Origin of the sequence: Pantoea sp. ACRSC (genome assembly GCF_022346785.1) — a bacterium.
Taxonomy (GTDB): domain Bacteria; phylum Pseudomonadota; class Gammaproteobacteria; order Enterobacterales; family Enterobacteriaceae; genus Pantoea; species Pantoea alvi.
This window is the reverse complement of record NZ_JAKRNN010000009.1, coordinates 139,040-162,674: the sequence shown is the minus strand read 5'-3', so window position 1 is coordinate 162,674 and position 23,635 is coordinate 139,040. Positions and strand designations below refer to the sequence as shown.

24 protein-coding genes are annotated in these 23,635 nt (G+C 58.2%); 7 read left to right on the top strand and 17 right to left on the bottom strand.

What is annotated here, in order from left to right; translation table 11 throughout:
• On the bottom strand, nt 1-725 hold a 725-nt coding region (gene coaBC / locus MHZ97_RS11360), incomplete at its 3' end, for a bifunctional phosphopantothenoylcysteine decarboxylase/phosphopantothenate--cysteine ligase CoaBC (RefSeq protein WP_239314591.1).
• Between the two features lie 181 nt (nt 726-906).
• On the opposite strand from coaBC, the gene radC reads away from it, so the two are divergent.
• The 4 genes from radC (at nt 907) to mutM (ending at nt 3,101) form a co-directional block, all read left to right on the top strand.
• Nucleotides 907-1,563: a DNA repair protein RadC gene (radC, locus tag MHZ97_RS11355; protein WP_103797306.1), complete on the top strand. Its 657-nt coding sequence runs from the start codon at nt 907-909 to the stop codon at nt 1,561-1,563.
• A 243-nt stretch (nt 1,564-1,806) separates the two neighbouring features.
• The gene (gene rpmB, locus MHZ97_RS11350) at nt 1,807-2,043 is read left to right on the top strand and encodes a 50S ribosomal protein L28 (protein WP_010616494.1); all 237 of its coding nucleotides are present in this window, start codon (nt 1,807-1,809) and stop codon (nt 2,041-2,043) included.
• Nucleotides 2,044-2,054: 11 nt separating this feature from the next.
• On the top strand, nt 2,055-2,222 hold the full coding sequence (gene rpmG, locus MHZ97_RS11345) for a 50S ribosomal protein L33 (protein WP_001051798.1): 168 nt from the start codon (nt 2,055-2,057) through the stop codon (nt 2,220-2,222).
• 69 nt (nt 2,223-2,291) lie between these two features.
• Complete coding sequence (gene mutM / locus MHZ97_RS11340; RefSeq protein WP_103797305.1) at nt 2,292-3,101, top strand: bifunctional DNA-formamidopyrimidine glycosylase/DNA-(apurinic or apyrimidinic site) lyase; 810 nt, start codon at nt 2,292-2,294, stop codon at nt 3,099-3,101.
• Here the strand turns inward: mutM and coaD are convergent, their stop codons facing one another.
• The 8 genes from coaD to MHZ97_RS11300 all read right to left on the bottom strand — a co-directional run bounded on the left by coaD (nt 3,102) and on the right by MHZ97_RS11300 (nt 11,259).
• Complete coding sequence (gene coaD / locus MHZ97_RS11335; protein ID WP_239314590.1) at nt 3,102-3,581, bottom strand: pantetheine-phosphate adenylyltransferase; 480 nt, start codon at nt 3,579-3,581, stop codon at nt 3,102-3,104. It lies immediately after the preceding gene.
• A complete protein-coding gene (locus MHZ97_RS11330; protein ID WP_239314589.1) occupies nt 3,578-4,354 on the bottom strand; it encodes a glycosyltransferase family 2 protein in 777 nt (258 codons plus the stop codon). The genes coaD and MHZ97_RS11330 overlap by 4 nt, the downstream gene beginning before the upstream one ends.
• A complete protein-coding gene (gene waaA, locus MHZ97_RS11325; RefSeq protein WP_239314588.1) occupies nt 4,354-5,628 on the bottom strand; it encodes a lipid IV(A) 3-deoxy-D-manno-octulosonic acid transferase in 1,275 nt (424 codons plus the stop codon). Before waaA ends, MHZ97_RS11330 begins: the two co-directional genes overlap by 1 nt.
• A gap of 85 nt (nt 5,629-5,713) precedes the next feature.
• A complete protein-coding gene (locus MHZ97_RS11320; RefSeq protein ID WP_103797301.1) occupies nt 5,714-6,847 on the bottom strand; it encodes a glycosyltransferase family 4 protein in 1,134 nt (377 codons plus the stop codon).
• Nucleotides 6,840-7,916: a putative lipopolysaccharide heptosyltransferase III gene (rfaQ, locus tag MHZ97_RS11315; protein ID WP_239314587.1), complete on the bottom strand. Its 1,077-nt coding sequence runs from the start codon at nt 7,914-7,916 to the stop codon at nt 6,840-6,842. Before rfaQ ends, MHZ97_RS11320 begins: the two co-directional genes overlap by 8 nt.
• A gap of 72 nt (nt 7,917-7,988) precedes the next feature.
• Nucleotides 7,989-8,987, bottom strand: a complete 999-nt coding sequence (locus tag MHZ97_RS11310) for a glycosyltransferase (RefSeq protein WP_255729518.1) — start codon at nt 8,985-8,987, stop codon at nt 7,989-7,991.
• Nucleotides 8,984-10,093, bottom strand: coding sequence for a glycosyltransferase family 9 protein (locus MHZ97_RS11305; RefSeq protein ID WP_103797298.1), 1,110 nt, complete (start codon nt 10,091-10,093; stop codon nt 8,984-8,986). Before MHZ97_RS11305 ends, MHZ97_RS11310 begins: the two co-directional genes overlap by 4 nt.
• 41 nt (nt 10,094-10,134) lie before the next feature.
• Nucleotides 10,135-11,259 carry a glycosyltransferase gene (locus MHZ97_RS11300; RefSeq protein WP_239314593.1) on the bottom strand — a complete coding sequence of 375 codons (1,125 nt, stop codon included), beginning with the start codon at nt 11,257-11,259 and terminating at the stop codon, nt 10,135-10,137.
• Nucleotides 11,260-11,589: 330 nt separating this feature from the next.
• Here MHZ97_RS11300 and MHZ97_RS11295 point away from each other — a divergent pair, with 330 nt between their 5' ends.
• Nucleotides 11,590-12,567 carry a polysaccharide deacetylase family protein gene (locus tag MHZ97_RS11295; protein ID WP_103797296.1) on the top strand — a complete coding sequence of 326 codons (978 nt, stop codon included), beginning with the start codon at nt 11,590-11,592 and terminating at the stop codon, nt 12,565-12,567.
• Here MHZ97_RS11295 and MHZ97_RS11290 read toward each other — a convergent pair.
• Genes MHZ97_RS11290 through rfaD form a run of 6 tightly spaced genes read right to left on the bottom strand, consistent with a single transcriptional unit; the run spans nt 12,550 to nt 18,941 of the window.
• Entirely contained in the window at nt 12,550-13,557 is a 1,008-nt protein-coding gene (locus tag MHZ97_RS11290) for a glycosyltransferase (RefSeq protein ID WP_239314585.1), read from the bottom strand. The genes MHZ97_RS11295 and MHZ97_RS11290 overlap by 18 nt on opposite strands.
• Nucleotides 13,557-14,813 carry an O-antigen ligase gene (locus tag MHZ97_RS11285; RefSeq protein WP_103797294.1) on the bottom strand — a complete coding sequence of 419 codons (1,257 nt, stop codon included), beginning with the start codon at nt 14,811-14,813 and terminating at the stop codon, nt 13,557-13,559. The genes MHZ97_RS11290 and MHZ97_RS11285 overlap by 1 nt, the downstream gene beginning before the upstream one ends.
• Nucleotides 14,803-15,981, bottom strand: coding sequence for a glycosyltransferase (locus MHZ97_RS11280; RefSeq protein ID WP_239314584.1), 1,179 nt, complete (start codon nt 15,979-15,981; stop codon nt 14,803-14,805). Before MHZ97_RS11280 ends, MHZ97_RS11285 begins: the two co-directional genes overlap by 11 nt.
• Nucleotides 15,978-16,946, bottom strand: a complete 969-nt coding sequence (rfaC, locus tag MHZ97_RS11275; protein ID WP_103797292.1) for a lipopolysaccharide heptosyltransferase RfaC — start codon at nt 16,944-16,946, stop codon at nt 15,978-15,980. Before rfaC ends, MHZ97_RS11280 begins: the two co-directional genes overlap by 4 nt.
• The gene (gene rfaF, locus MHZ97_RS11270; protein WP_103797291.1) at nt 16,934-17,992 is read right to left on the bottom strand and encodes an ADP-heptose--LPS heptosyltransferase RfaF; all 1,059 of its coding nucleotides are present in this window, start codon (nt 17,990-17,992) and stop codon (nt 16,934-16,936) included. The genes rfaC and rfaF overlap by 13 nt, the downstream gene beginning before the upstream one ends.
• Before the next feature lie 16 nt (nt 17,993-18,008).
• Nucleotides 18,009-18,941, bottom strand: a complete 933-nt coding sequence (gene rfaD / locus MHZ97_RS11265; RefSeq protein ID WP_103797290.1) for an ADP-glyceromanno-heptose 6-epimerase — start codon at nt 18,939-18,941, stop codon at nt 18,009-18,011.
• A gap of 231 nt (nt 18,942-19,172) precedes the next feature.
• Between rfaD and MHZ97_RS11260 the strand changes: the two genes are divergently transcribed.
• Both MHZ97_RS11260 and tdh read left to right on the top strand, forming a co-directional pair.
• Entirely contained in the window at nt 19,173-20,366 is a 1,194-nt protein-coding gene (locus MHZ97_RS11260) for a glycine C-acetyltransferase (protein ID WP_239314583.1), read from the top strand.
• Between the two features lie 10 nt (nt 20,367-20,376).
• A complete protein-coding gene (gene tdh / locus MHZ97_RS11255; RefSeq protein ID WP_239314582.1) occupies nt 20,377-21,405 on the top strand; it encodes an L-threonine 3-dehydrogenase in 1,029 nt (342 codons plus the stop codon).
• A 25-nt stretch (nt 21,406-21,430) separates the two neighbouring features.
• Here the strand turns inward: tdh and MHZ97_RS11250 are convergent, their stop codons facing one another.
• The gene (locus MHZ97_RS11250; protein ID WP_239314581.1) at nt 21,431-22,342 is read right to left on the bottom strand and encodes a hypothetical protein; all 912 of its coding nucleotides are present in this window, start codon (nt 22,340-22,342) and stop codon (nt 21,431-21,433) included.
• Complete coding sequence (locus MHZ97_RS11245; protein ID WP_239314580.1) at nt 22,335-23,561, bottom strand: glycosyltransferase; 1,227 nt, start codon at nt 23,559-23,561, stop codon at nt 22,335-22,337. The genes MHZ97_RS11250 and MHZ97_RS11245 overlap by 8 nt, the downstream gene beginning before the upstream one ends.
• Between the last annotated feature and the right edge of the window lie 74 nt (nt 23,562-23,635).

The following is a 23,635-nucleotide window of genomic DNA, read 5'->3' as shown; positions in this document are numbered from 1 at the left end:
GGCAGCGTCACCGGACCGGTCACCAGCGTCACGCTGGCGCCGCGGCTGGCGGCAGCGGCGGCGATAGCGAAGCCCATTTTGCCGGAGCTGTGGTTGCTGATATAGCGCACCGGGTCGAGCGCTTCGCGCGTCGGACCGGCGGTGATCATAATATTGAGATGTTGCAGATCGTTGACGGGCGACGCCCACTGCGCCGCATGGTCGACAATCGCCAGCGGATCGAGCATGCGGCCGGGGCCGACGTCGCCGCACGCCTGGCTGCCGCTGTCCGGCCCCCAAATCAGCAGGCCGCGCGCCGCAAGCTGCTGCAAATTATGCTGCGTGACGGCGGCGCGATACATCTGCTGGTTCATCGCCGGCACTACGGCGACGGGCGCGGCGGTAGCAAGGCAGGCGGTGGTCACCAGATCGTTGGCCATACCGGCGTTCAGGCGGGCAATAAGGTCGGCTGACGCCGGCGCCAGCACCACCAGATCCGCCCATTTCGCCAGTTCGATATGGCCCATCGCCGCTTCGGCGGCGGGATCGAGCAGGTCTTCGAATACCGGATGGCCGGAAACAGCCTGCAGGCTGAGCGGCGTAATAAAGGCTTTGGCGGCGGGGGTCATCATAACGCGCACCTCGGCGCCGCGATCGCGCAGGCGACGCACCAGTTCGGGCGCTTTATAGGCCGCGATACCGCCGCTCACGCCAAGCAGAATTTTTTTTCCGGCTAATCCCATCATGCTGTAGGCCTCATTTCGCTGGATGCCGCGTCAGGCGCGGCTGGGTGGCAGGACTCTATCATAAAACCGGCCCCGCACCTTTTCACCTCCTGCGTTTGCGAGCCGCCTCGTAAATCCGGCAGAAGTTACTGGTTAAGTATACAGTATTTGACCATGATGTCGTCAACGGCAGGAGGCATTTATGGAGAGTATGGCACCACGGGAGAAATTGCGGCAGATGGGCGCCGAGGCGCTAAGTGACGTCGAGCTGCTGGCGATCTTTCTGCGCACCGGTACGGTCGGCGCGAACGTCATGGCGCTGGCGCAGCAGCTGCTGCAGCGGTTCGGCTCGCTTTATCACATTATGACCGCGACGCCGGCGGAGTTCGACACGATAAAAGGGGTTGGCGATGCCAAGCTGGCGCAGCTGCACGCCATTGCTGAACTGGCGCGGCGCTTTTTTGCCAGCCAGATGGCGCAGGAGGACGTTATGGCGAACCCGCAGGTAACGCGACACTATCTGCAGAGCGTGCTGGCGCATCAGGAGCGGGAGATCTTTATGGCGCTGTTTCTGGATAATCAGCACCGCGTGTTACAGGCGCAGAAGATATTTATGGGCTCTATCAACAGCGTCGAGGTGCATCCGCGCGAAATCGTGCGTGAGGCGCTGAAGCTTAACGCGGCGGCAGTTATTCTCGCGCATAATCATCCCTCCGGTATGGCGGAGCCGAGCCGCGCCGACCGCAACATTACGCATAAAATCAGCGCGGCCTGTACCCTGCTCAATATACGTCTGCTCGATCATCTGGTGATCGGTCACGGCGAATATGTCTCTTTTGCAGAGCGCGGCTGGCTGTGAAAAGCCAGACCCGGCAGGTGCGGATGGCGGGTTTTTGCACGATCTTCAGGGATCTTTATCTGTTCGGGACTTGAGCACTTGCGCTGAGCGGCGTATACTACGCCACCTTTGAGAATCTCGGGTTTGGCGTTTGGGCCAGCTTAGCGGGTTCACATGGAACTCGCCTGGCGGGCTATGAGCCTGACGAGGCGGCCAAGACCTAGTTTTTAAAGCTCGAGCTGATTTGATTTTTGGAGAATAGACATGTCACGAGTCTGCCAGGTAACTGGAAAGCGTCCGGTGACCGGTAACAACCGTTCCCACGCAATGAACGCGACGAAACGCCGTTTCCTTCCGAACCTGCACTCACACCGTTTTTGGGTTGAGAGCGAGAAGCGCTTCGTTACTCTGCGTGTATCTGCTAAAGGTATGCGTGTTATTGATAAAAAGGGCATCGATACGGTTCTGGCCGAAATCCGCGCCCGTGGTGAGAAGTACTAAGGAACTGAATCATGGCTAAAGGTATTCGTGAGAAGATCAAGCTGGTTTCCTCTGCTGGTACAGGTCACTTCTATACCACCACGAAGAACAAACGTACTAAACCTGAGAAGCTGGAACTGAAAAAGTTCGATCCGGTTGTACGTCAGCACGTGATCTACAAAGAAGCCAAAATTAAGTAATTTTGGTGTTCTGTGAAAAACCCGGCTTCGGCCGGGTTTTTTGTTTTTGCCGCTTTTTGAGGAGAGTACATGCCGGAATTACCCGAGGTCGAAACCAGCCGACGCGGCATAGAACCGCATCTGGTGGGCGAAAAAATTTTACATGCGGTGGTGCGCAATAGCCGCCTGCGCTGGCCGGTGTCGCAGGAGATCCATGCGCTCAGCGACCAGCCGGTGCTGAGCGTGCAGCGCCGCGCCAAATATCTGCTGCTGGAGCTGCCGCACGGCTGGATAATTATCCACCTCGGCATGTCCGGCAGCCTGCGCGTGCTGCCGGAAGAGCAGCCCGCCGCGAAGCATGACCATGTCGATTTAGTGATGAGCAACGGCAAAGTGCTGCGCTACACCGACCCGCGCCGCTTTGGCGCCTGGCTATGGAGCACCGATCCCGAAGGCAGCAACGTGCTGGCGCATCTGGGGCCAGAGCCGCTCGGTGACGCTTTTAGCGGCGACTATCTCTATGAGAAGTCGCGCGGCAAGCGCACGGCGGTGAAGCAGTGGCTAATGGACAACAAGGTGGTGGTGGGCGTCGGTAATATCTACGCCAGCGAATCGCTGTTCACTGCCGGGATCCTGCCCGATCGTCCGGCAATGAGCCTGAGCAATGAAGAGGCGCAGCGTCTGGCCGCGACGATTAAAGCGGTGCTGCTGCGGTCGATAGAGCAGGGCGGTACCACGCTGCGCGACTTTTTACAGAGCGACGGCAAGCCGGGCTATTTCGCGCAGGAGCTACAGGTTTACGGCCGCGCCGGCGAACCTTGTCGCGCCTGCGGCACGCCGATCGTCAGCGGCAAGCACGGGCAGCGCAGCACCTACTGGTGCCCCAACTGCCAGCATTAATCAGGCCAGCTTCGCCTGCAGCGCCTGCAGCACGTGCGGCGGCAGAAAGGCGCTGACATCGCCGCCGTGACGCGCCACCTCTTTGACCAGCGAAGAAGAGATAAAGGAGAAGCCTTCAGTCGGCATCAGGAACACGCTCTCCAGCGTTGGCAGCAGATGGCGGTTCATCTGGGCGAGCTGCATCTCATACTCGAAGTCGGAAACCGCACGCAGGCCGCGTACCAGTACGTTGGCCTGCTGCGCCCGGGCGAAGTTCGCCATTAAATCGCTAAACCCCACCACCTCAACGTTCGGCAGATGCGCCACCATCTTTTGCGCCAGCCCGACGCGCTCATCCAGCGTAAACATCGGTTTTTTGCTCGGGCTGGCGGCGACCGCCAGCACCACCCGATCGAACATCCGCGCGGCGCGCGTCACGATATCAAGATGGCCAAGGGTCACGGGATCGAAGGTGCCGGGATAAATCGCTTTTGTGCTCATAGGCGGCCTTTGTCTGCGGCATGATTCAGCGCCCACAGCGCGGAATATTTGTTGAAGGTGTACTGCGCGTTGACCACGGCCAGAATCCAGCCCTGTTTGCCGTCGAGGAAGCCCGCGCGCAGCAGAAGCGTTTTCAGAAAGGCGCCCAGCGTATGGGAAAAGAGCGAAAAGAGGCCGCAGCGCTTGCCGCGCTGATGACGCTCCTGCGCCCAGGCGGCGGCGTAGGCCAGCTGCTTCTGCTGGAATACGATCAGATCGCGGCAGGTCAGATGCTGCAGATCGCCCTGCAGCCGCACCACTGGCGCGCCCTGCGTTTCCAGCGACTCGTGCACCAGGTTGTCGTTATAGCTCAGCGCGCGCGGATAGAGGCGCATAACGCGATCGGGATACCAGCCGCTGTGGCGCATAAAGCGCCCGAGAAAGAGGTTGCTGCGGTTCAGGCTGTAGACGGTCGCGGTGGGCGGCTGCGACAGAACCGCCTCAATGCTGGCACGCAGCGTCGGCGTCACGCGCTCGTCGGCATCGATCATCAAAATCATTTCGCCGCTGGCGTAGCGCTGGGCGCGCTGGCGCTGTTTGCCGAAACCGGCCCACGCCTCGGCGTGATAGACCTTAGCGCCAGCCTGGCGGGCGATCTCAGCGGTCTCGTCGCTGCTGCCGGAATCCAGCAGGATAATCTCGTCCGCCCAGTTGACCGAGGCGAGACAGTCAGGCAGCAGCGCCGCTTCATTTTTGGCGATCATCACCACAGAAAGGCGTTGGCGAGCGGTCATCAGTGGGCCCGTGGCGGTAAATGGGGTTCAAGCAGCTGCAGCAGACGCTGCAGCGCACCCTGATTCTGGTGCAGCACCTCGACCGCGTGACGGCCGTAATAAAGACGGTAATCCTCATCCTGAAGCAAATTGGTCACCTCTTTCTCCAGCGATATCACGTCGGTCACGGTAATCAGGCCCTGCGCCTGTTGCAGCCTGGCGCAGATATCCTTGAAGTTCCAGATATGCGGGCCCATCAGCACCGGAATGGCGTGCGCGGCCGGCTCCAGCGGATTGTGTCCGCCGCGCTCAACCAGGCTGCCGCCGACGAAGGCGAGGTCGGCAATGCCATACAGCAGCATCAGCTCGCCCATGGTGTCGCCGATCACTACCTGCGTTGAGCCAGAGGGAATTTCGCCGCTGCTGCGCAGGATAAAGCTGAAGTTGCGTTTTTGCGTCAGGTTGCGCGCGTCGTTAAAGCGCTCCGGATGACGGGGCACCAGAATCAGCAGCAGATCGGGAAAGGTTTGCAGCAGGCGGCGATGCGCATCCAGCACAATCGCCTCTTCCCCTTCATGGGTGCTGGTGGCGATCCAGACTGGACGGCGCGGTGCCCACTGTCGACGCAGCGTCACCGCTCTGGCGGCCAGTTCGGGCGTGACGGAAATATCGAATTTCAGGCTGCCGGTCACCGCCAGCTGCGAGCGTTTCAGGCCCAGCGCCAGAAAGCGGTCGGCATCTTCCGCATTTTGCGCGGTGATCAGGGTAATGCGCTGCAGCAGGTCGCGCATAAAGCCGCCCAGCTTGCGATAGCCCTTAGCGGAACGCTCCGACAGGCGCGCATTGGCGATCACCAGCGGGATCTGACGCTGATGCAGGATGCGGATAATGTTAGGCCACAGCTCGGTTTCCATGATAATCACCAGGCGTGGATTGACGGTATCGAGGAAACGGTTGATGGCACCAGGCAGATCGTAGGGCAGATAAACGTGATGAACATCTTTACCGAATGCCGACTGCGCCCGCTCCGAGCCGGTCGGCGTCATGGTGGTGACGGTAATCGGCAAGGTCGGATAGCGGTGACGCAGCGCGCGCACCAGGGGGATCGCCGCCAGGGTTTCGCCGACGGAGACCGAATGCAGCACGATGCCGTCCGGCTCCACCTTCCCCGTACAGTAGCCGTAGCGCTCAGCCCAGCGTTTACGGTACGCCGGCGCTTTACGGCCGCGCAGCCAGAGGCGCAGCCAGATGAGCGGCTGAATGAGGTAGAGCAGAACGGTATAGAGGGTTGTCATAGTTATCTTTTCGACAGCCTGGCAGAAAAAATTTCACATAAATCAATCTATGTTACCAGAAAGCCCAGATACGCTCACCACTTTGTCAGCGACGCAGCAGGACCTGCTGATAAAGGGAAGTCAGCGAATGCGCCAGACGCTGAGGACCGTAAGGCTCGATTCTGCGCCTTGCAGCTTCCCCTAAACGCGAGTCAGCCGAAAGCGCCGGTATCGCCATAATCGCCTCATTCAACGCCTTGATATCTAACGCATCGCATACGAAGCCTTCCTGACCAGCGGTAATAAATTCCGCGCCGCCGCAGCCGGTGCTGGTGATCACCGGCAGGCCGCAGGCCATCGCCTCCAGTACCACATTAGGAAAGGGATCGTAGAGCGTTGGCAGCAGCAGCCCGTCGGCGGCGTGGTAAAAGGGCTGCACATCCTGCTGCACCCCGACGAACCGCAGCCGATCCAGACAGTTCAGCTGGTTGGCGAGCTGCTGATAGCGAGACAGCTGCTTGTCCTGGCCAACCACAATCAGATAGCGGTCGCTGTTCGCCAGCGCCTCGATCGCCGCCTTTAACCCTTTGCGCTCAAAGCCGGAACCAACGTAGATAAGTACCGTGGCGCTCTCCGGCAGCTGCAGCTGTTGACGCGTCGCATGGCGGCTCGCCTCGCTGGCGGGCTGGAAGCGCTGAGCGTCAATGGCGTTATGAATAACGTGGATTTTCTCTGCGCTGAGCGAAAAGCAGCGCAGAATGTCGCGTTTAACCATCTCCGAGTTGCAGATCACCGCCTTCAGAGAGGCGGCGTTGAACATTTCCGCTTCTGCACGCAGCACGTAGCGATGATAGGGGCTGAGCGCGGCGCTCAGGCGCTGCCACGGCGAGACGATGCGCGCCCGCTGCTCCAGCCAGACGCGATGCACGCCATCACCGGCGCGAAAAATATCGCAGCCTGCGATGCGCTCGTGGCTCTGAACGATATCGAAGCGCTCTTTTTCCCAGCAGGCGCGCGCCGCGCGCGCAAACCCGCGTTCGCGCGAGATCCGCCCCAGCTTAGGCGGATTGCAGATGTGCAGATGCCAGTCGGGATTCGGCGTGCCCTGCCAGCTACGCGTGATGATATTGAGATCCAGCTGCTCGCTGCCGAGCGCTTCCAGCGCACGCGAGATAAAGCGTTCGGCGCCGCCGTCAGGACGATATTTCTGGCGGACGATCGCCAGGCGTAATTTAGTCATGGAGGAAATTCCTTGCGGCCTCGACCACATCATCCACCGGAATGGCGCTGAGATAGCGCTCGCGGGTGTTGGTATCGATGGAGTCGGGATTGGGCAGCAGGCCGTAATCGCCAGCCCAGATAACGCGATTGTTTTCGCCCCACGGCCGCCAGAACTGAAGCTTGGTCGGCCCGAACAGCGCGATGCAGGGGGTGTCGAGCGCGGCGGCCATATGCATAGGCGCGGAGTCTACGCCGATAAAGAGCCGGGCGCGATCGATCAGCGCCGCCAGCTGCGGCAGCGTAAGCTGGCCCGCCAGCGACACCAGATGCGGCGTGGTACAGAGCGACTGGATGCGCGCGATCATCGCCATCTCATGCTTGTCGGGTGCGGCGGTTAGCACCACTTTACGGTTCGCCTGCGCCAGCTGGTCGATGGTTGCAGCCACCTTCTCCTCTTCCCAGCACTTAAAATTCCAGCGCGAGGTTGGCTGAAAGACGATAAACGCGGCGTCGACGCGCTGTTCAGCCAGCAGTGCATCGACTTTTTGTCCGTCGACGGCGCTGTAGTGCATCGAGGCGCGCGCCCCCTGCGGTGAAATGCCGAGCGGCGTCAGCGCCGACATATTCTGCTCCACCGTATGCAGCTGATTATGGTTGCTGGTCGGCACCAGACGGTTGTGGCAGAGCCGCCAGAAGGCGTTGTTGCGCTTATTGAATGCGAAGCCAATACGCAGCGGCGCGCGGCTGACCAGGGTGATCAGCGCGCTGCGCCACTGGTCGGCGAGATTGATGACGATGTCGTAATGAGCGGCGCGCACGGCGGCGAGCAGGTCGCGCTCGTGGCGCAGTTTGCGCCAGCTTCCTTCCTGCTTCCACTTGCGATCGATAACGTGCAGCTGGCGAATGGCCGGATGCGCCTCCAGCATTGGCCGCGTCTCTTTATAGAGCAGCACGTCGATATTAGCCTGGGGATAGCGCTGGCGCAGCGCGTTGATAACCGGCGTGGTAAGCAGCATATCGCCGTGGTGGCGCAGCTTAATCAGCAAAATATTGTGTGGGGTAACGTCTGCGTGAGTCGGGTTTGCCATACACAAATGCTCTTAATTTTCAGTGAGGCGATTGTAGGGCAAACCCTGCAGCGGTGAAACCTGCGGCGGCGGTTATTTGTCGCGCCAGCGCCAGAGGCGACTCAGCCACAGCAGCAGCTGATACCATTGCTTGAGGCCGCGCGCGTTGCGCAGCATACGCAGGTGCGTTTTGCTGGTGAAGATATCCTCGATAATCGCCTGCTTTGCGTCTGGATCGGGTTCGCGGCGCACGCAGTGGCAGACGCTCAGCGCTTCGTGAGTGATTTGCGCATGAAAAGCGGGGTAAATCGTCACGCTCTCTCTATAGCGCGCGTTGATCTCCTCCAGCATGCGGGCGATCTTCAGATAGTGACGTTGATACTCTACGTTGCGCTGGCCGGTGCGTTTGCGGTTGCTGATCGAGGCGTCGTGCAGGTAATAACGATAGAGCACCTGCTCGGTATAGCGGACGCGCCGCGCGTTGAGCATAAACTCGGTGGTCCAGGGAATATCCTGATGATGCAGACCCGGTTCGAACCAGAGTTGCTTCTGCTCGATCAGCGCCCGACGGTAGATGCCCAGCCAGACCACATGCAGGTAACGCCGCGTTTTCAGCGCGGTGTTAAGCCAGGCCGCACCGTCCAGCACCGACGTGCTGCGCAGGCGATCCAGCGGGATCATCGGTCTGGTGCGCTGGTCGCGCTGAAAATACCATTCGGCGTTGCACTGCGCGGCGTCGAGATCGTCCTGCTCCGCCATCTCTACCAGCGTCTTGTACATCTCCGGTCGCATGGTGTCGTCTGAGTCAGGAAAGGTGACATATTTGCCGCGCGCCACGCGCAGTCCGGCATTGCGCGCGCGCGATACGCCGCCGTTTTCCTGGTGAATCACCCGGATATGGGGATACTGCGCCGCCCAGGCGTCGGCGCGCGCGCCAGAATCGTCGGTAGAGCCATCGTCGACGATAATGATTTCCAGCGAGGTCAGGGTCTGCGCCAGCAGCGACTGCATAAAGGCATCGAACATCTCGCCCGCGTTGTACATGGGAGAGATGATGCTGAGCAAAGGAGAAGAATCAGGCTGTCCTGTCATATTGTCCGTTTGTTTTTCCGTCGCGCCAGCTGCTTGTCCAGCCTGGCGGAAATAAAATCGTGAATATCGTTAAGCTTGCGCGCGTCCAGCCTGTAGAGCTGTTCCGCCGGATGATGGAACTGATAGAGCGCTTCAAAGACAAACGAGGAGGGCGCGATATGATCTGGACCAATCAACAGCACGTCGCCAAGCGGGCGTTGCTCTTCAACGCTGCACGGCCCATATATCAAAATAACCGGCACCTGCTGCGCGTCGGCGATATAGACATTTCCCGAGTCCGAGGCGACATAAAAGTCCATTTCGGCAATGGCGGCCGGCAGGCTTTCCAGCGGGAGCTTACCGATAAGATTAACAATATTCTTGCGCTCGCCGGTTACCTTGAAGAGCTCCTGCAGGCGGGTCTGCTCATTCGGGGCGCCAAAAGCGTAAAAGGTGCAGGGTAAATCGTCCAGACTATCGAACAGCGTTTTCCAGATAGTGGGAGGAATGGTTTTAGCCTGGTTGCCTGCGGTGATGCTAAACCCGATCTTTGCGCCCTGACCGGAAAAAATCTCCTCCGGCAGCGTGTCCGGCTGCCAGAGCGGGCGGGTTGCGTGCGTAGGATAGCTCTCTTTGGTAAAAGAGCGATCGGCCAGCTTTAAGTAGTTCTCTACCGTTAGCGTGTTTTTTTCGTGGCTGACCACGCCGCTGGCGGTCAGGTAAAAAATGTCCTGATAGGCTTTACGCTTATAGGTGGTTAAAAATTGCTTATTGCTGGCGTTGCAGCAGGCGGCGACAAATAAGTTCAGGTTGTTGGGATGCAGCAGATAGATATTGTCGTAACGGTTAAGAAGCTGCCACACCAGCCGAAACTTCTTCATCAGGCTGCTTTTGTAATCTTCGATATACCAGAGGGTTTCCAGCGTATCGTCGCGCTCCGCCAGCGGCGCAACGCTGCGGCTGAGCAGCGCATCGCTTTTTTGCAGATGCGCCAGCAGCGGCGTGATATTCACGAAATCGCCGATTTTCGCTGTCTGAATCACCAGGTTTTTGCCCGTGCGGGGATGCAGCAGCTTCATCACCCATTTCACCGGCAGAAACAGCAGAAAAAGTAGTACGTAATTCAAAATATTTTCCCTTTAACCGGTCACGCCGAAAGGGAGACCTTTTAGCTCGTAAGCTGCGGAGCGGCAGATAATTCCGTGTGCGACCGCTGCGCAAGCTGTAAATACTGCTCGCAAATAACCGAGAGACTATAAATGCTCAGGTCGAGATGATGCAACTCGGGCGGGTTATGATAAATCTCACGCATTTTCTCCGCCAGAGAGGCGGCGTTCATCTCTGCGAGTCCACGCGCCAAATCGTGCGTCAGGATGGTTGCCGGTCCGCCGGGGCAGCGCGTGCTGACCACCGGCGTCTGGCAGATTAAGGCTTCGACCAGCACGTTGCCGAAGCCTTCGCTGTCGGAGCTAACGACCAGCAGCCGGGCATGACGTATCCAGGGATAGGGATTCGCCTGAAACCCCTGAAAGACGACGCGCTCTGCAATACCCAGGCTATCCGCCTGGCGACGCAGCTGCGCTGCGCGCTCAGGGCTGCCCTGGCCAAGCAGCACCAGCGGAGCCTGAATACCGCTTTGCGCATAGGCCGCCAGCAGCCTGTCGTGGCGTTTAGTTTCGTGGAAGCGGCCAACATGAAGAATAAAATCGGTACCGGCCAGCGGGCAGGGTTTAGCCGCCAGCTGCTTAATTTGTTCGAAATCGAACGGATTCGCGATCACCTGGGTGCGGCTCGGCCGCACGCCGACGTTTTCAGTCAGGTCTTCCAGCACGTAGGGCGAGACGGCAATCAGCTGGCGATTCTGGTAGACGTGGCGAATTTTCAGGCGCTTCAGCCACAAAGAGAAGCCTGATTTACGCGCCAGATAGGATGCTGAAAAGACGCCGTGCAGGCAATACCAGGTTTTCTGCGGATCCAGCACGCGCGAATGTTTGACGATGCGATCGGTTTTATGGAGATGCGAAAGCACCAGGTCAAAGTCGCCCTCTGCGCTTTGCGTCTGGCTAAGCGCCTGGTCGAGCAGGCGCGCGCGGCGATGGGTTTCGGTGAGTTTACGCCAGGGACTTTTACAGCGATCTTTAATCACACGGTAATCGACGCCTTCAGGTATCGGGTAATCGCATACGCTACGCAAAGAGAAGAGCGAGACGCGATGACCCAGCGCCACCAGCCCTTCCGCCAGCGTCAGCACGACTTTCTCCGCGCCTCCGCCAGGTAAGCCATCAATGATCATCAGTATGCGTTTCGACAAAATACCTACCTCAACATGCCAGCCCTTAGCGCCTGAAGCGCAAGGCTGTCTCAACCTGGCGGCAAAAAGTGTGTAAACACTAATCTCGTTATCGGCTCAATTTTAAGGGAGTCGCTACAGAAAATCCTAACCTTGTTTTTCATAACCTTAACTTAACAAAGCGTAAGAAATTACGGCCTGAATAAGTTTAGCTTAACCAAAGATGCTCTGCTTTCGGAGAAACAAAGAGAGCTGCGGTTAAAATTTTTGCGACTTATGCTCAGCCTGCGTAACATAACGCTTTATAGCGACCCTTCGTACTACGGATAAGTCATGGAAAAACCAGCATTTTTAATTACGCTTGATACTGAAGGCGATAACCTGTGGCGCAACCGTAGCGGCCAGGTCACAACGCATAACGTTCGTTTTCTGCCGCGTTTTCAGGCGCTGTGCGAAAAATATGGTTTTAAACCCACCTGGCTGACCAATTACGAGATGGCAAGCGATCCCGCCTATGTCGATTTTGCCCGCGATCTGCTGGCGCGCGGACAAGGCGAAGTGGGCATGCACCTGCACGCCTGGCACAGTCCGCCCGCGCACGCACTGACCGACGATGACTGGCGCTATCAGCCCTACCTGATTGAATATCCCGAGCAGATCCTGCGTGACAAAGTCGCCTTTATGACCGATCTGCTGGAGACAACGTTTCAGACTAAAATGCGCAGCCATCGCGCAGGACGCTGGGCGTTCAACGAAATCTATGCGCAGGCGCTGGTGGATAACGGCTATCTGGTGGACTGTTCCGTTACGCCGCGCGTTGACTGGCGCGGCTCCGCCGGCGCGCCACAGGGAAAGGGCGGCACGGATTACAGCCGTTTTCCCGACCGCGCCTATTTTCTCGATCTCAACGATATCTCGCAGCCTGGCCAGTCTGGCCTGCTGGAAGTGCCCATGAGCATTCAGTATCGGCATGGCCCTTTCGCCAGCCAGCTGAAAAAAAGCTGGGACAGGCTGCGAGGCAAACGGCGAGGCCCCTCGGTAAACTGGCTCAGGCCCGTCGGCGGCAACCTGGCACAGATGAAGCGGGTGGCCGAGCAGAGCCTGGGTCAGGGCGCTGACTATGTGGAGTTTATGCTGCACTCCTCCGAGTTTATGCCCGACGGTAGCCCGACCTTTAAAAATGAAGCGGATATTGAACGCTTATATGACGATCTGGAGCAGCTGTTTAGCTGGTTGCAAAGCCGCACGCAAGGCATGACGCTGACCGAGTTCGCCCTGCAGAAAAAGCAGCAGCTACTCCCGGCGGTATAGGGCCGCAGCGGGCTTTTTTTTGCCGATGCGGCGCAGCGAAGAGAAAAAGGTATCCAGGCCAGGATAGCGCATCTGCCAGTACTTCTTCGGCTTGCAGTAGCCTCGGCACAGCGCGGCGGCGGCCTTTAGCGCTTTCCTGGTATCGGCGGAGTAGTAGTAATAGCCATAGAGCGCCTTTGACATGCTTTTTACTTCGCTAAAACAGTTCAGCATCATGCCCGTCGCCAGCTTCTGGAAATCGGGCTCATCGCGTCTCGCTTCAGCCAGGGCGCTTATTTTTTCCAGCGCGAAAAGCATATCGTGAATATCGCTCGGGCGAACATTGCGCGTAATACCGCGACGGTTGTCGCGGTAGTAATAAAGCGTGTTGTCCAGATGGCAAATTCGCTGCGTTTTGAAGTACTGGAAGGGGGTAAAAATAACATCCTCATAGCGACGACCATCTTCAAAACGCTCATCTGCTACCAGGGTATGACGGTAGATGCGATTCCACAAGTGCCACATCGCACGTTGAAACAGCGGCTGCAAACAGGCAAGGCCCTGAGCAGAAAAATCATAGGCCGTTCGCTGCGCCGTTTCGCTCGTTGGTGCGACAGGCGGCGTTTCGTCAAAGCGCGCATAGTTGAAATCAATCAGATCGTCGCGGCCAGCGAGCAGCACCGGCTTAATGACCGCATAGTAGTTGCTGCTGACCAGGTCGTCGCCGTCCAGGAAGGTCACAAACTCGCCGCGAGCCTCCCGCAGCCCGACATTGCGCGTTGTCGCAATGCCCTGATTTTCCTGGCGAATAAAAGTGATATGGCAATGAGCGTAGCGCGCCAGCAGCGCCGTAACCTGCTGCGTTGAGCCATCGGTCGAACCATCGTCGATAATAACGATCTGCATATCGTCATCAGCCTGGCTCAGCAGCGAGGTCAGGCAGGCTGTAATAAACGCCTCGTCATTGTGAAAAGGAATAATGACGCTTAGCAGGAAGCGCTGTTCTGCCATTATCGCCGCGCCTCAGAGAGAGAGGGTTGTCTCACGATCGCCACGCTGAAGATAATCGCCAGACAATAAAGCAGCGTTCCTTCGGTACTAAAGAAAATCACGTCGCTCAGGCCATAAATGATGAGCGAGAGCCCCACAGAGAGTAAGGCCGGGTTGCGCAGCGGCCTGAACGCGCTGTAAATCAGGCTCAGGTAAAGACCGATAAGAGAAACAATGCCGAACAGACCTTTGATTGAAAAGTTTTCCAGCACTTCATTATGCATGTGCACGGTGAGATAAATCTCCGCGCCATACAGGCTGGGGTTCTGCCTGATAAGGGCCTTTGCTTTCTCGCCCCGCTCTTCAGCCGATTGCCCTGCCAGAGCGCTGGCGCCCGTTTTCATGGCGACGGTCTGCATACTGAGACGGGAGATAATCGAGTTCTCTCCCTGCGTCTCATGCATCATCGCAATATTATCTTTGAGATCCTGAATGCGCGCCTGAATTTTGCTCTGAAACACCAGCGCGCTAATCACCAGCAGTAGAGGCAGGGCGGAAAAAAGAATAATTTTATGCTTACGCTGGATCGCATCTTTAGTAAACAGCACCTGGATCAGCACCAGAATGGGATAAGCCAGCATGGCCGCGCGCGTCCCGGTCAGAATGATGGTGGTATAGGTCACCATAAACAGCAGGGCAAACAGCCAGATTTTATGCCGCGTTCTGAACAGCAGCGCTGATTTAATAAAAACCAGATTAACCGCTGTAAGAATATAGGCGGCGATGGTGGCGCGATCGTAATTCAGCTCTACCCGACCGATATTAAGATGGATACCCTGATACAGGGCATAGGCGTTTACCGCCAGGCCTGTGACAACGGCGACAATCAGCGCGGTTCGCTGGCGGATGCGCTGGTCGTTCAGCGTCACCAGCAGCAGGAATGACGCAGCGATTTGCAGCCTGCCGGTTGACTGATACTGGCGGTACAGCGTGATGTAATCGCCGGGCTGCTTATAGATCGTCGTCCAGATAATGCTGACCAGCCCCACCAGGAAAAGGGCGGCAGGCAATACCAGATGCTTTTTCTCTTGCAGGTAATACCGGGCGTAAATAATAAAACCCGCCAGCGACAGATAGCTGGTGAGGTAAAAGACATTTCTGCCAAATGAACCGCCGAAGGGCGCGGTTAAAAAGGCGAGCGCGCTGCCGGTAAAAATGAGCAGGCTAAAAAAAAGAGGCGGCGTATCCTGCCGAAAAAGAGTCAGCTTAATGTTCATTGTTACTACCCGTTATAGCGCTCAACGCGCCGTTAAATTCAGTCCTGAATACGGCGTAATCAAAATGCTCTTTTGTCCACTTTTTCGCCTCTTCGCTAAAGCGCTGATAGGTCTGCTGATGAGATAAAGTTTCTACAGCATCCGCGCAGGCGACAGGAGAAAGCAGCAGCGGTCTGGTCATAATATGCCGCACGGGATCGTAGACGTCGTAAGGAAAATCGACGCGGATGCCCGTCAGCTTTTCATGCTCTTCAATGGAGACGGAGGGGGTAAGGCCGATACCGCACACGCCGTTTTTTATCACCTCAGGCTGCCCGTCAACCAGGGGATAAATAACCGGGACGCCGAAATAGAGAGATTCCATGCAGGAGAGACCGAAAGGTTCCGTTACGGGCGTGCTCATATAGATATCGATGCGGTTAAAAAAGGGCGCAATATCCTGCTGAAAGCCGCTGAAGGTGACCTTATCTTTAATGCCCAGCCTCTCCGCCAGCGCGATAAAGGCGTCACGGTCAGGCCCTTTGCCGGCAATCTCCAGCGTCACGTTATGGCCGCGGCGCAGTAATTCCTGCAGCGTTAACAGCGTAACGCTAATCCCTTTCAGGCTAACCTGACGCGAAGCGGTGCCGATTTTGATCGGCGTCGTCAACAGGCGCGGCTCCGGGCGGATGCCGGGCGGCGTCATGATGCGGTTAATCACCACAAAGTGGGGGCAGGGCAGCTTAAAACGATGCTTCATAACCTGAGAAGAGGCTGCCGAGGCGGAGATCACGCCATCTAACATGCGCATAAAGCTCAGGGTTTTATGATTCTCCGGATAGCGCCAGGAGCAGCCATGGTCGTAATAGACCAGTCTGGCGCGTTTCGGCTTCGTCGTCAGACGCGGCACCAGATCCCAGACCACGATCACCTGCGCATCGCTGGCTTCCACCCGCTTCTGCAGCAGATACTTTCTGAGAAACTGAGGCGCCTTTAGCGTAAAACCATTAAATAAGCGGCTGGCGAAGAGGATCTTCTGCTGCGGCATCTGCCGACGGATATCTTCGTCGATCTCATTGCTGATGCAGATAACCTCATCCTTGCCCTCAGAAAAATCATTGATGTACTGAAGAAAAAGGCGCTCAACGCCGCCCATTTTGCCGAGATTGATGATGTGGAGCTTTTTCATCCTAAAAACGTCTCCAGCCTTTCGGCGACCGCTTCCGCGCTAATGTCTGACATGCTGTTGCCCTGAGGAGGGCAGAGTGCCTGCTGATTCTGCCCATAGCCCCCAATCAGCCCCGGATCCGTCGGCCCGTAAAGCGTAATATTGGGGCGATCCAGCGCTGCGGTCAGATGGCTTAGTCCGGTATCTACCGAGACCACCGCTTTTGCACCCGCCAGCTCGCGCGCTATCGCTTCCAGCGTCAGCTTCGGCAGCACCTCGACATAGTCGAAGCCTTCCGCCAGACGCTGGGCGCGCTGATGCTCGTGCTCGGCGCCCCACGGCAGCTTGATACGCAATCCTGCGGGCTGCAGCATACCGATCAGCTCGCGCCAGTGGCTTTCAGGCCAGTGCTTGTTGTCGCGCGTCGTGGCGTGGAGAAACACCAGATAGGGCGGGATATCCTGCGGCACGTCGCGCAAAAAGTGCGCGGCAATAGCGTAGTCGCCCTGGGTCTGCGGCTTTTCATAGCCGAGGCTTTTGGCAAACAGCTCGCGCGTACGCTCTACCGCATGCTGCTTTTTATCGATCTCATGACGTTGGTCGTACCACCAGCTGGCGAAAGGTTCGCGCGCGCTGCGGCTGTCCTGGCCATGCTTGACGCCTCTGGCGAGGCGGGTCACCAGCGCGGCGCTTTTGATCAGCCCCTGCGCGTCGATCACCACATCATAGTGGCGCGACTGCAGCTCGCGCTTGAAGCGCACCCGCTCTTCGCGCTGCTGGCTGCCGAACCAGTGTTTACGCCAGCGGCGAATGGCGACCGGCAGGACCTTGTCCACCGCCGGATGCCAGGAGGGGATCTGGGCGAAGTTCTCTTCCACTACCCAGTCGAAGCGAATGCCGGGGATCGCCTGCATGGCGTCGGTCAGAGCGGGAAGCGTATGAAGTACATCGCCCATCGACGAAGTTTTGACGATCAGGACGTGCATGCCGTCTCCTGCGGATGAGCCAGCAGTTCGCTCAGTTCCTGATAAACGCGCTGCGGCTGGATGTCGATCAGGCTCTGATGATAGCCCTGCACGGCATCGCCTTTGCGCACCTTATGGTAGCCGGTAATCAGGCGAATAATACGCACCTGCTTTGCCAGCGGTGGCGTGAAGTCGGGGCTGCTTGGCCCGTAAAGCGCTACCAGCGGCCGGTTGAGCGCGGCGGCGATATGCATCAGCCCGGAATCGTTGCTGACCACGGCGTCACAGCGTGCGATCAGGATAACCGCCTGCTCGAGCTGCGTCTCGCCAGCCAGGTTGCGGCAGTGGTGCCGCGCCTCGGCGGGCAGCGCCGCGATAATCTCTTCGCCGCACGCCCGATCTTTTGCCGAGCCGAACAGCACCACCTGCTTGCCTTCGGCGATCAGCTGCTGCGCCAGCGCGGCGTAGTGATAGTGCGGCCAGCGCTTCGCCGGGCCAAACTCCGCGCCGGGGCAAAAGCCGATCAGCGGCCGCTGCGCCGACAGCTGAAACTGGGCGGAGGTCTCGATTTTTTCCTGGTCCTCAACCTGAAGCTGAGGCCAGAGCAGCGGCTGCGGCAGCTGCTGCGCCGAGGCGACCGGCGTGTCGCAGGCTAACGCGATATAGCGCTCCACCATGAGCGGAAACGCCGCCTTATCCAGCACGCGTACGTCGTTCAGCAGGCCATAGCGCATTTCACCGCGCCAGCCGATGCGGCGTTTAATCCCGGCGAAAAAAGGCACCAGCGCCGATTTAAACGAGTTCGGCAGCACATAGGCACGATCGTAACCGCTGGCGCGCAGCGATTTGCCAATGCGACGACGCTCGCCGAGCGCCAGCGCGCCGTGCCCGAGGGGCATCGCCAGCGCCTGACTGACTTCCGGCATGCGCGACAGCAGCGGACGGCACCAGGCCGGCGCCATCACGTCAATTACGGCGTCCGGATGTTGAGCCTTGAGGGTGCGATAGAGGCTTTGCGACATCATCATATCGCCGACCCACGATGGGCCAATAACCAGAATTTTCATCGCCGGTACGCGTTCCTTATGCGCTGCGGTTCAGCCAGGCCATATACTCGGCCACGCCCTGCGCAACGGTTTTGAACGGCTTGTCATAGCCGGCCGCGCGCAGGCTGGTGAGGTCCGCCTGAGTATAGGCCTGATAGCGGCCTTTTAGTTTTTCCGGGAAGGGAATGTACTCAATTTGCCCTTTCTGATGGAATTTCAGCACCGCGTCCGCCACTTCCTGGAAGGATTCGGCGCGACCGGTGCCGCAGTTATAGATGCCGGAGATGTTGTTTTCCCAGCACCACAGATTTACCGCTACCACGTCGTCAACGTGGATAAAGTCGCGCTTAAAGCCGTCGCTGCCTTCAAACAGTTTTGGGTTTTCGCCGTTGGCGATCTGGGTGTTGAGATGGAACGCCACGCTCGCCATGCTGCCTTTATGACCTTCGCGCGGGCCGTAGACGTTGAAGTAGCGGAAGCCGCACACCGGCGAATCCGCTTCCGGCAGGATCTGGCGCACATAGTGGTCGAACAGCATTTTCGAGTAGCCGTAGACGTTCAGCGGCTGCTCATATTCGCGCTTCTCGATAAAGTTGTCGTTGCGGCCGCCGTAGGTCGCCGCAGAGGAGGCGTAGAGAAAGGGGATCTCACGCTCGAGGCAGTAGTGCAGCAGGTCTTTCGAGTACTGATAGTTGTTATCCATCATGTACTTGCCATCCCACTCGGTGGTGGCAGAACAGGCACCCTCATGGAATACCGCTTCGATCGGGCCGAAATCTTCGCCCGCTGCGATATAGGTCAGAAACTCCTCTTTATCCATGTAGTCGCTGATATCCAGATCGGCCAGATTGACGAACTTGGTGCCGTCTTTCAGGTTGTCGACCACCAGAATATCGCTGATGCCGCGATTGTTGAGCGCCTTGACGATATTGCTGCCAATCATTCCTGCGCCGCCAGTGACGATAATCATGTGCTCTACCTTAAACGTTGGGGCGTGAAACAGGCGGTTTCACGCGCTAATGCCTCACATCATAACATTACATCACGGAGCAGGCAGCCAGATGACTCCGACACGATGGCGGTGCCTCGCTCCCTGACGTGAACTATGCTGCAAAATTAACATTCTCCTGGTGGATTTATCGTTAGCGCACTTCTTCTTCAGTAAGATGTGCCGAAATTATGCCATCTGAGGAGAACAATGATGACAGCGCAATTTTATCAGCAGATCCGCCAGCAGCTCGATACGGCGCACCGGGAGGGGTTGTTCAAGCAGGAGCGCATCATTACGTCCGCGCAGCAGACCGATATCGACGTTGGCCAGCAGCAGGTGATTAACTTTTGCGCCAACAACTACTTAGGCCTGGCAAACCATCCCGCGCTGATTCAGGCGGCAAAAGAGGGCATGGACACGCATGGTTTCGGCATGGCCTCGGTGCGCTTTATCTGTGGCACGCAGGATACGCATAAGCAGCTGGAGAAAAAGCTGGCGGCGTTTCTCGGCATGGACGATGCCATTCTCTATTCATCCTGCTTCGACGCCAACGGCGGGCTGTTTGAAACCCTGCTCGACGCGGAAGACGCGATTATTTCCGACGCGCTAAATCATGCCTCGATTATTGACGGCGTGCGGCTCTGCAAGGCGCAGCGCTATCGCTACGCCAATAACGATATGCAGGCGCTGCGTGCCTGTCTGGTTGAGGCGCGGCAAAAAGGCGCGCGCCATCTTCTTATCGCCACCGACGGCGTCTTCTCTATGGACGGCGTTATCGCCAACCTGCGCGCCATCTGCGATCTCGCCGATGAGTTTGATGCGCTGGTGATGGTGGATGACTCGCATGCGGTGGGCTTTGTCGGCGCGACCGGTCGCGGCACGCATGAATATTGCGACGTGATGGGGCGCGTCGACATCATTACCGGCACGCTGGGCAAAGCGCTGGGCGGCGCGTCGGGCGGTTATACCGCCGCTCGTGCCGAGGTGGTCGAGTGGCTGCGCCAGCGTTCGCGGCCCTATCTCTTCTCAAATTCGCTGGCGCCGGCGATCGTTGCCGCCTCTATCCGCGTGCTCGACCTGCTGAGCGAAGGCGACGGCCTGCGGCAGCGTCTGTGGGACAACGCCCGCTTTTTCCGCGAAAAGATGACGGCGGCCGGTTTTACCCTGGCGGGGGCCGATCACGCCATTATTCCCGTGATGCTGGGCGAAGCGAGCGTGGCGCAGGAATTTGCCCGTTTGCTGCAGCAAGAGGGCATTTACGTGACCGGCTTTTTCTATCCGGTGGTGCCGCGCGGCCAGGCGCGTATCCGCACGCAGATCTCAGCGGCGCATACCCAGCAGCAGCTGGAGCGCGCGGTTGAGGCCTTTACCCGTATTGGACAACAGCTCGGCGTGATCGCCTGAGGAGCCCTGAATGAAAGCCTTAGCCAAACTTCACGCGCAGGAAGGCATCTGGATGGTAACCGATGCGCCGATCCCGGAGCCGGGCCATAACGATTTGCTTATCAGGATCCGCAAAACGGCTATCTGCGGCACCGACATCCATATCTACAACTGGGATGACTGGTCGCGCAAAACCATTCCGGTGCCGATGATCGTCGGGCATGAGTATGTTGGCGAAGTGGTGGCGATCGGCCAGGAGGTACGCGGCTTCAGCATTGGCGATCGCGTTTCAGGCGAAGGGCATATTACCTGTGGCCACTGCCGCAACTGTCGCGCCGGGCGCACCCATCTGTGCCGCAATACCATTGGCGTCGGCGTAAACCGGCAGGGCTGCTTTGCCGAATATCTGGTAATCCCCGCCTTTAACGCCTTCCGCATTCCCGACAATATTTCCGACGAGCTGGCCGCGATTTTCGATCCCTTCGGCAATGCGGTGCATACCGCGCTGTCGTTCGATTTGGTGGGAGAAGATGTGCTCATCTCCGGCGCTGGCCCTATCGGCATTATGGCCGCGGCGGTATGTAAACATGTCGGCGCGCGCAACGTGGTGATCACCGATATCAACGACTATCGCCTTGACCTGGCGCGCACCATGGGGGTAACGCGCGCGGTTAACGTGGCGCGGGAAGATCTGCGCGGGGTGATGCGCGAGCTGGGCATGACGGAGGGGTTCGACGTCGGGCTGGAAATGTCCGGCGCACCCCCGGCGTTTCGCACCCTGCTGGAGGTGATGAACCACGGCGGGCGTATTGCGCTGCTGGGCATCCCGCCGGGCGAGATGGCGATCGACTGGAATCAGGTGATTTTCAAAGGACTGTTTATTAAGGGCATCTATGGCCGCGAGATGTTTGAAACCTGGTACAAGATGGCGGCGCTGATACAGTCAGGGCTCGATCTGACGCCCGTGATCACGCACCGCTACGCGATTGACGACTTCCAGCAAGGCTTCGATGAGATGCGCTCCGGGCGCGCCGGGAAAGTGGTGCTGAGCTGGGATTAAAAAAAGCCGCGCAGGCGGCTTTCGTTTATTGCTGCTGCTTCTCTGCATCCGTCAGGTAGCGCACCTTACGGGTGTAGTCCTGACCTTTAAAGGTCAGCGGCTGACGAGGATCGGCCAGATATTTTTGCCATTCTGACAGCGGGAAGCCGCCGTGTGCGCCCACCACCTCCGGCGGGATCACGCCCGGTTTGCCGCCGATACGTTTAGAGACCGGCCAGTTCGCCCATTCGCCCAGGTTAACGGTGCGCAGGTCGAGCAGATCCAGCAGGCACGCCAGCGGCAGCTGATCGGTCGGTGGCTGGCTGTCGTTCATTAATTTCCAGGTGTCGTCGAACAGCGTCAGCCAGAGCGGACAGACGCGCTGCCAGGTCTGGCGCGTGGCCGCCAGATAGGCGCCGTTAACGTGGTCTTCAAGGTAAGGGCGCACGCTGAGTTGATAGTAGGCGGGGATCGTCTCCTGCGCCGCGCCGGCCAGTTTGGCGATCATCTTGCCCTGGCGAAAGCTGGAGTAAAAATGCCCGTTTTTCATCTGAATTTCAGGCATTTTAAGCAGATTGAGATCGGAATCGATCATCAAAACCCCTTCTCCTTGCGCATGCAGCGGCGCCTGCATTTTAATCAGCCGGCTGCGATAAATTTGCTTATAGGGATAGGCCTCTTCGCGATGCGGCACCTCAAGCGTCACAATGCGGGTTTTAGGCGGGAGTTCGCCAAATGCGGCGGCGGGCTGATCGCTGACGATAACAATCTCCTGCGCCGCGGTGGCAAAGCGCTCGGCAAACAGCGCGCTGAGCTTCGCCTCCTCAATGTAATCTTCCCCGGTGCAGGGAATAACAACAGAGGTCACGGGAATGGCGCCCTGCACGTCGGGCTGCGCGTACGGCAGATTATGGCGTGCGCGCACGCGGCGAAAACGTGGGTTAAGAAAGTTAAGCATGCTTCTTCCTTGTGACGCTTTTTAAGATGGTTTCCACGCCGTTCACGTAGGTTTCGATGGCGTATTGCGATCGAACGCGCGCCGACGCGGCATGGGTTAATCGTTGACGCAAGGCGTCATCCTGCCAGAGTGTGACGAGGTGCTGAGTTAGTTGCGCCACATCGCCATATTCGAACAGCAGGCCGGTGTCGTTATGGCTGATTAACTCCTCCGTGCCGACCACGCGGGAGCCCGTCACGGCGGTATTCACCAGCATCGCTTCCAGCACGACGCGCGGCAAACCTTCGCTGCGGGAAGCCAGGATAAAGACGTCGAACGCGGCGAGGTAATCCAGCGCGTTATTCTGAAAGCCGGTAAAGATAACCCGATCGAGAATCGCTTCCCTGGCAGCCAGCTGGCGCAGCGCAGCCGCTTCAGGCCCATCGCCAACCACAATCATTTTCCAGTTTGCCTCGGGGCAGGCCTGGTTAAACTGGCTCAGCGCCTGCAGAACATGGTGGTTTGACTTTCGCAGGATCAGGGAGCCGATAGTGCCGAAAATAAACGCCTCTGCCGGCAGGTTTAGGCGCTGGCGCACCGTCACCCGGTCGGGTAACGGCTGATGGATATCAATGGCGTTAGATACGGTAAAGCAGCGCGACGCCTCAACGCCGCTAGCGCGCAGGGTCTGATTGACGCCGTGCGAAACGGCAATAACGGCGTCGCACTCATCGTTCACCATTTTTGCCAGGCGGGCATTCATCAGCGGCTCAATGCGGCAGTGCTGTACCACGGCAATATCAAGATCGCGTGCGGCGAGATAGCCCTCGACATTGGTGCTGGGCTGATTATTCATATAGAGCGTATCGTAGCGGCCTTGCTGCAGCAGCGCGCGCAGCCTGCGGGCATTTGGCCAGACGCGCCAGCGCGCGTCGATAGCGTCGACCGCCTCTTTTTTCAGGCCACGGTTGAAGAAAAGCAGGGCGCGTGCCGCTTCCTTGGCGATCTTCGCCCAGCCGGGCTGCTTTCTCTGCGGAATAAAGACGACCGGAATAGCGATGGCGTTCAGAACTGATTCGATGGTTTCGCCGTTGCCGCGCGCGTAGTTGTGATAAAAGCAGCAGGTAATATCGAAAGCGCTGCGGTCGATGCGCTTAAGCAGCTCCAGCATGCTGTTGGTGCCGCCGCCCCACTCTCTGCCGTTATCCAGCAGCATAATTTTTTGTTTTGCCGTCCTCATCCTGACAGAAATCCTTATAACCGGTCAGCGTCGCTCGCACCGGATTATAGTGATTTCTGGTCAGAAAAGAATGT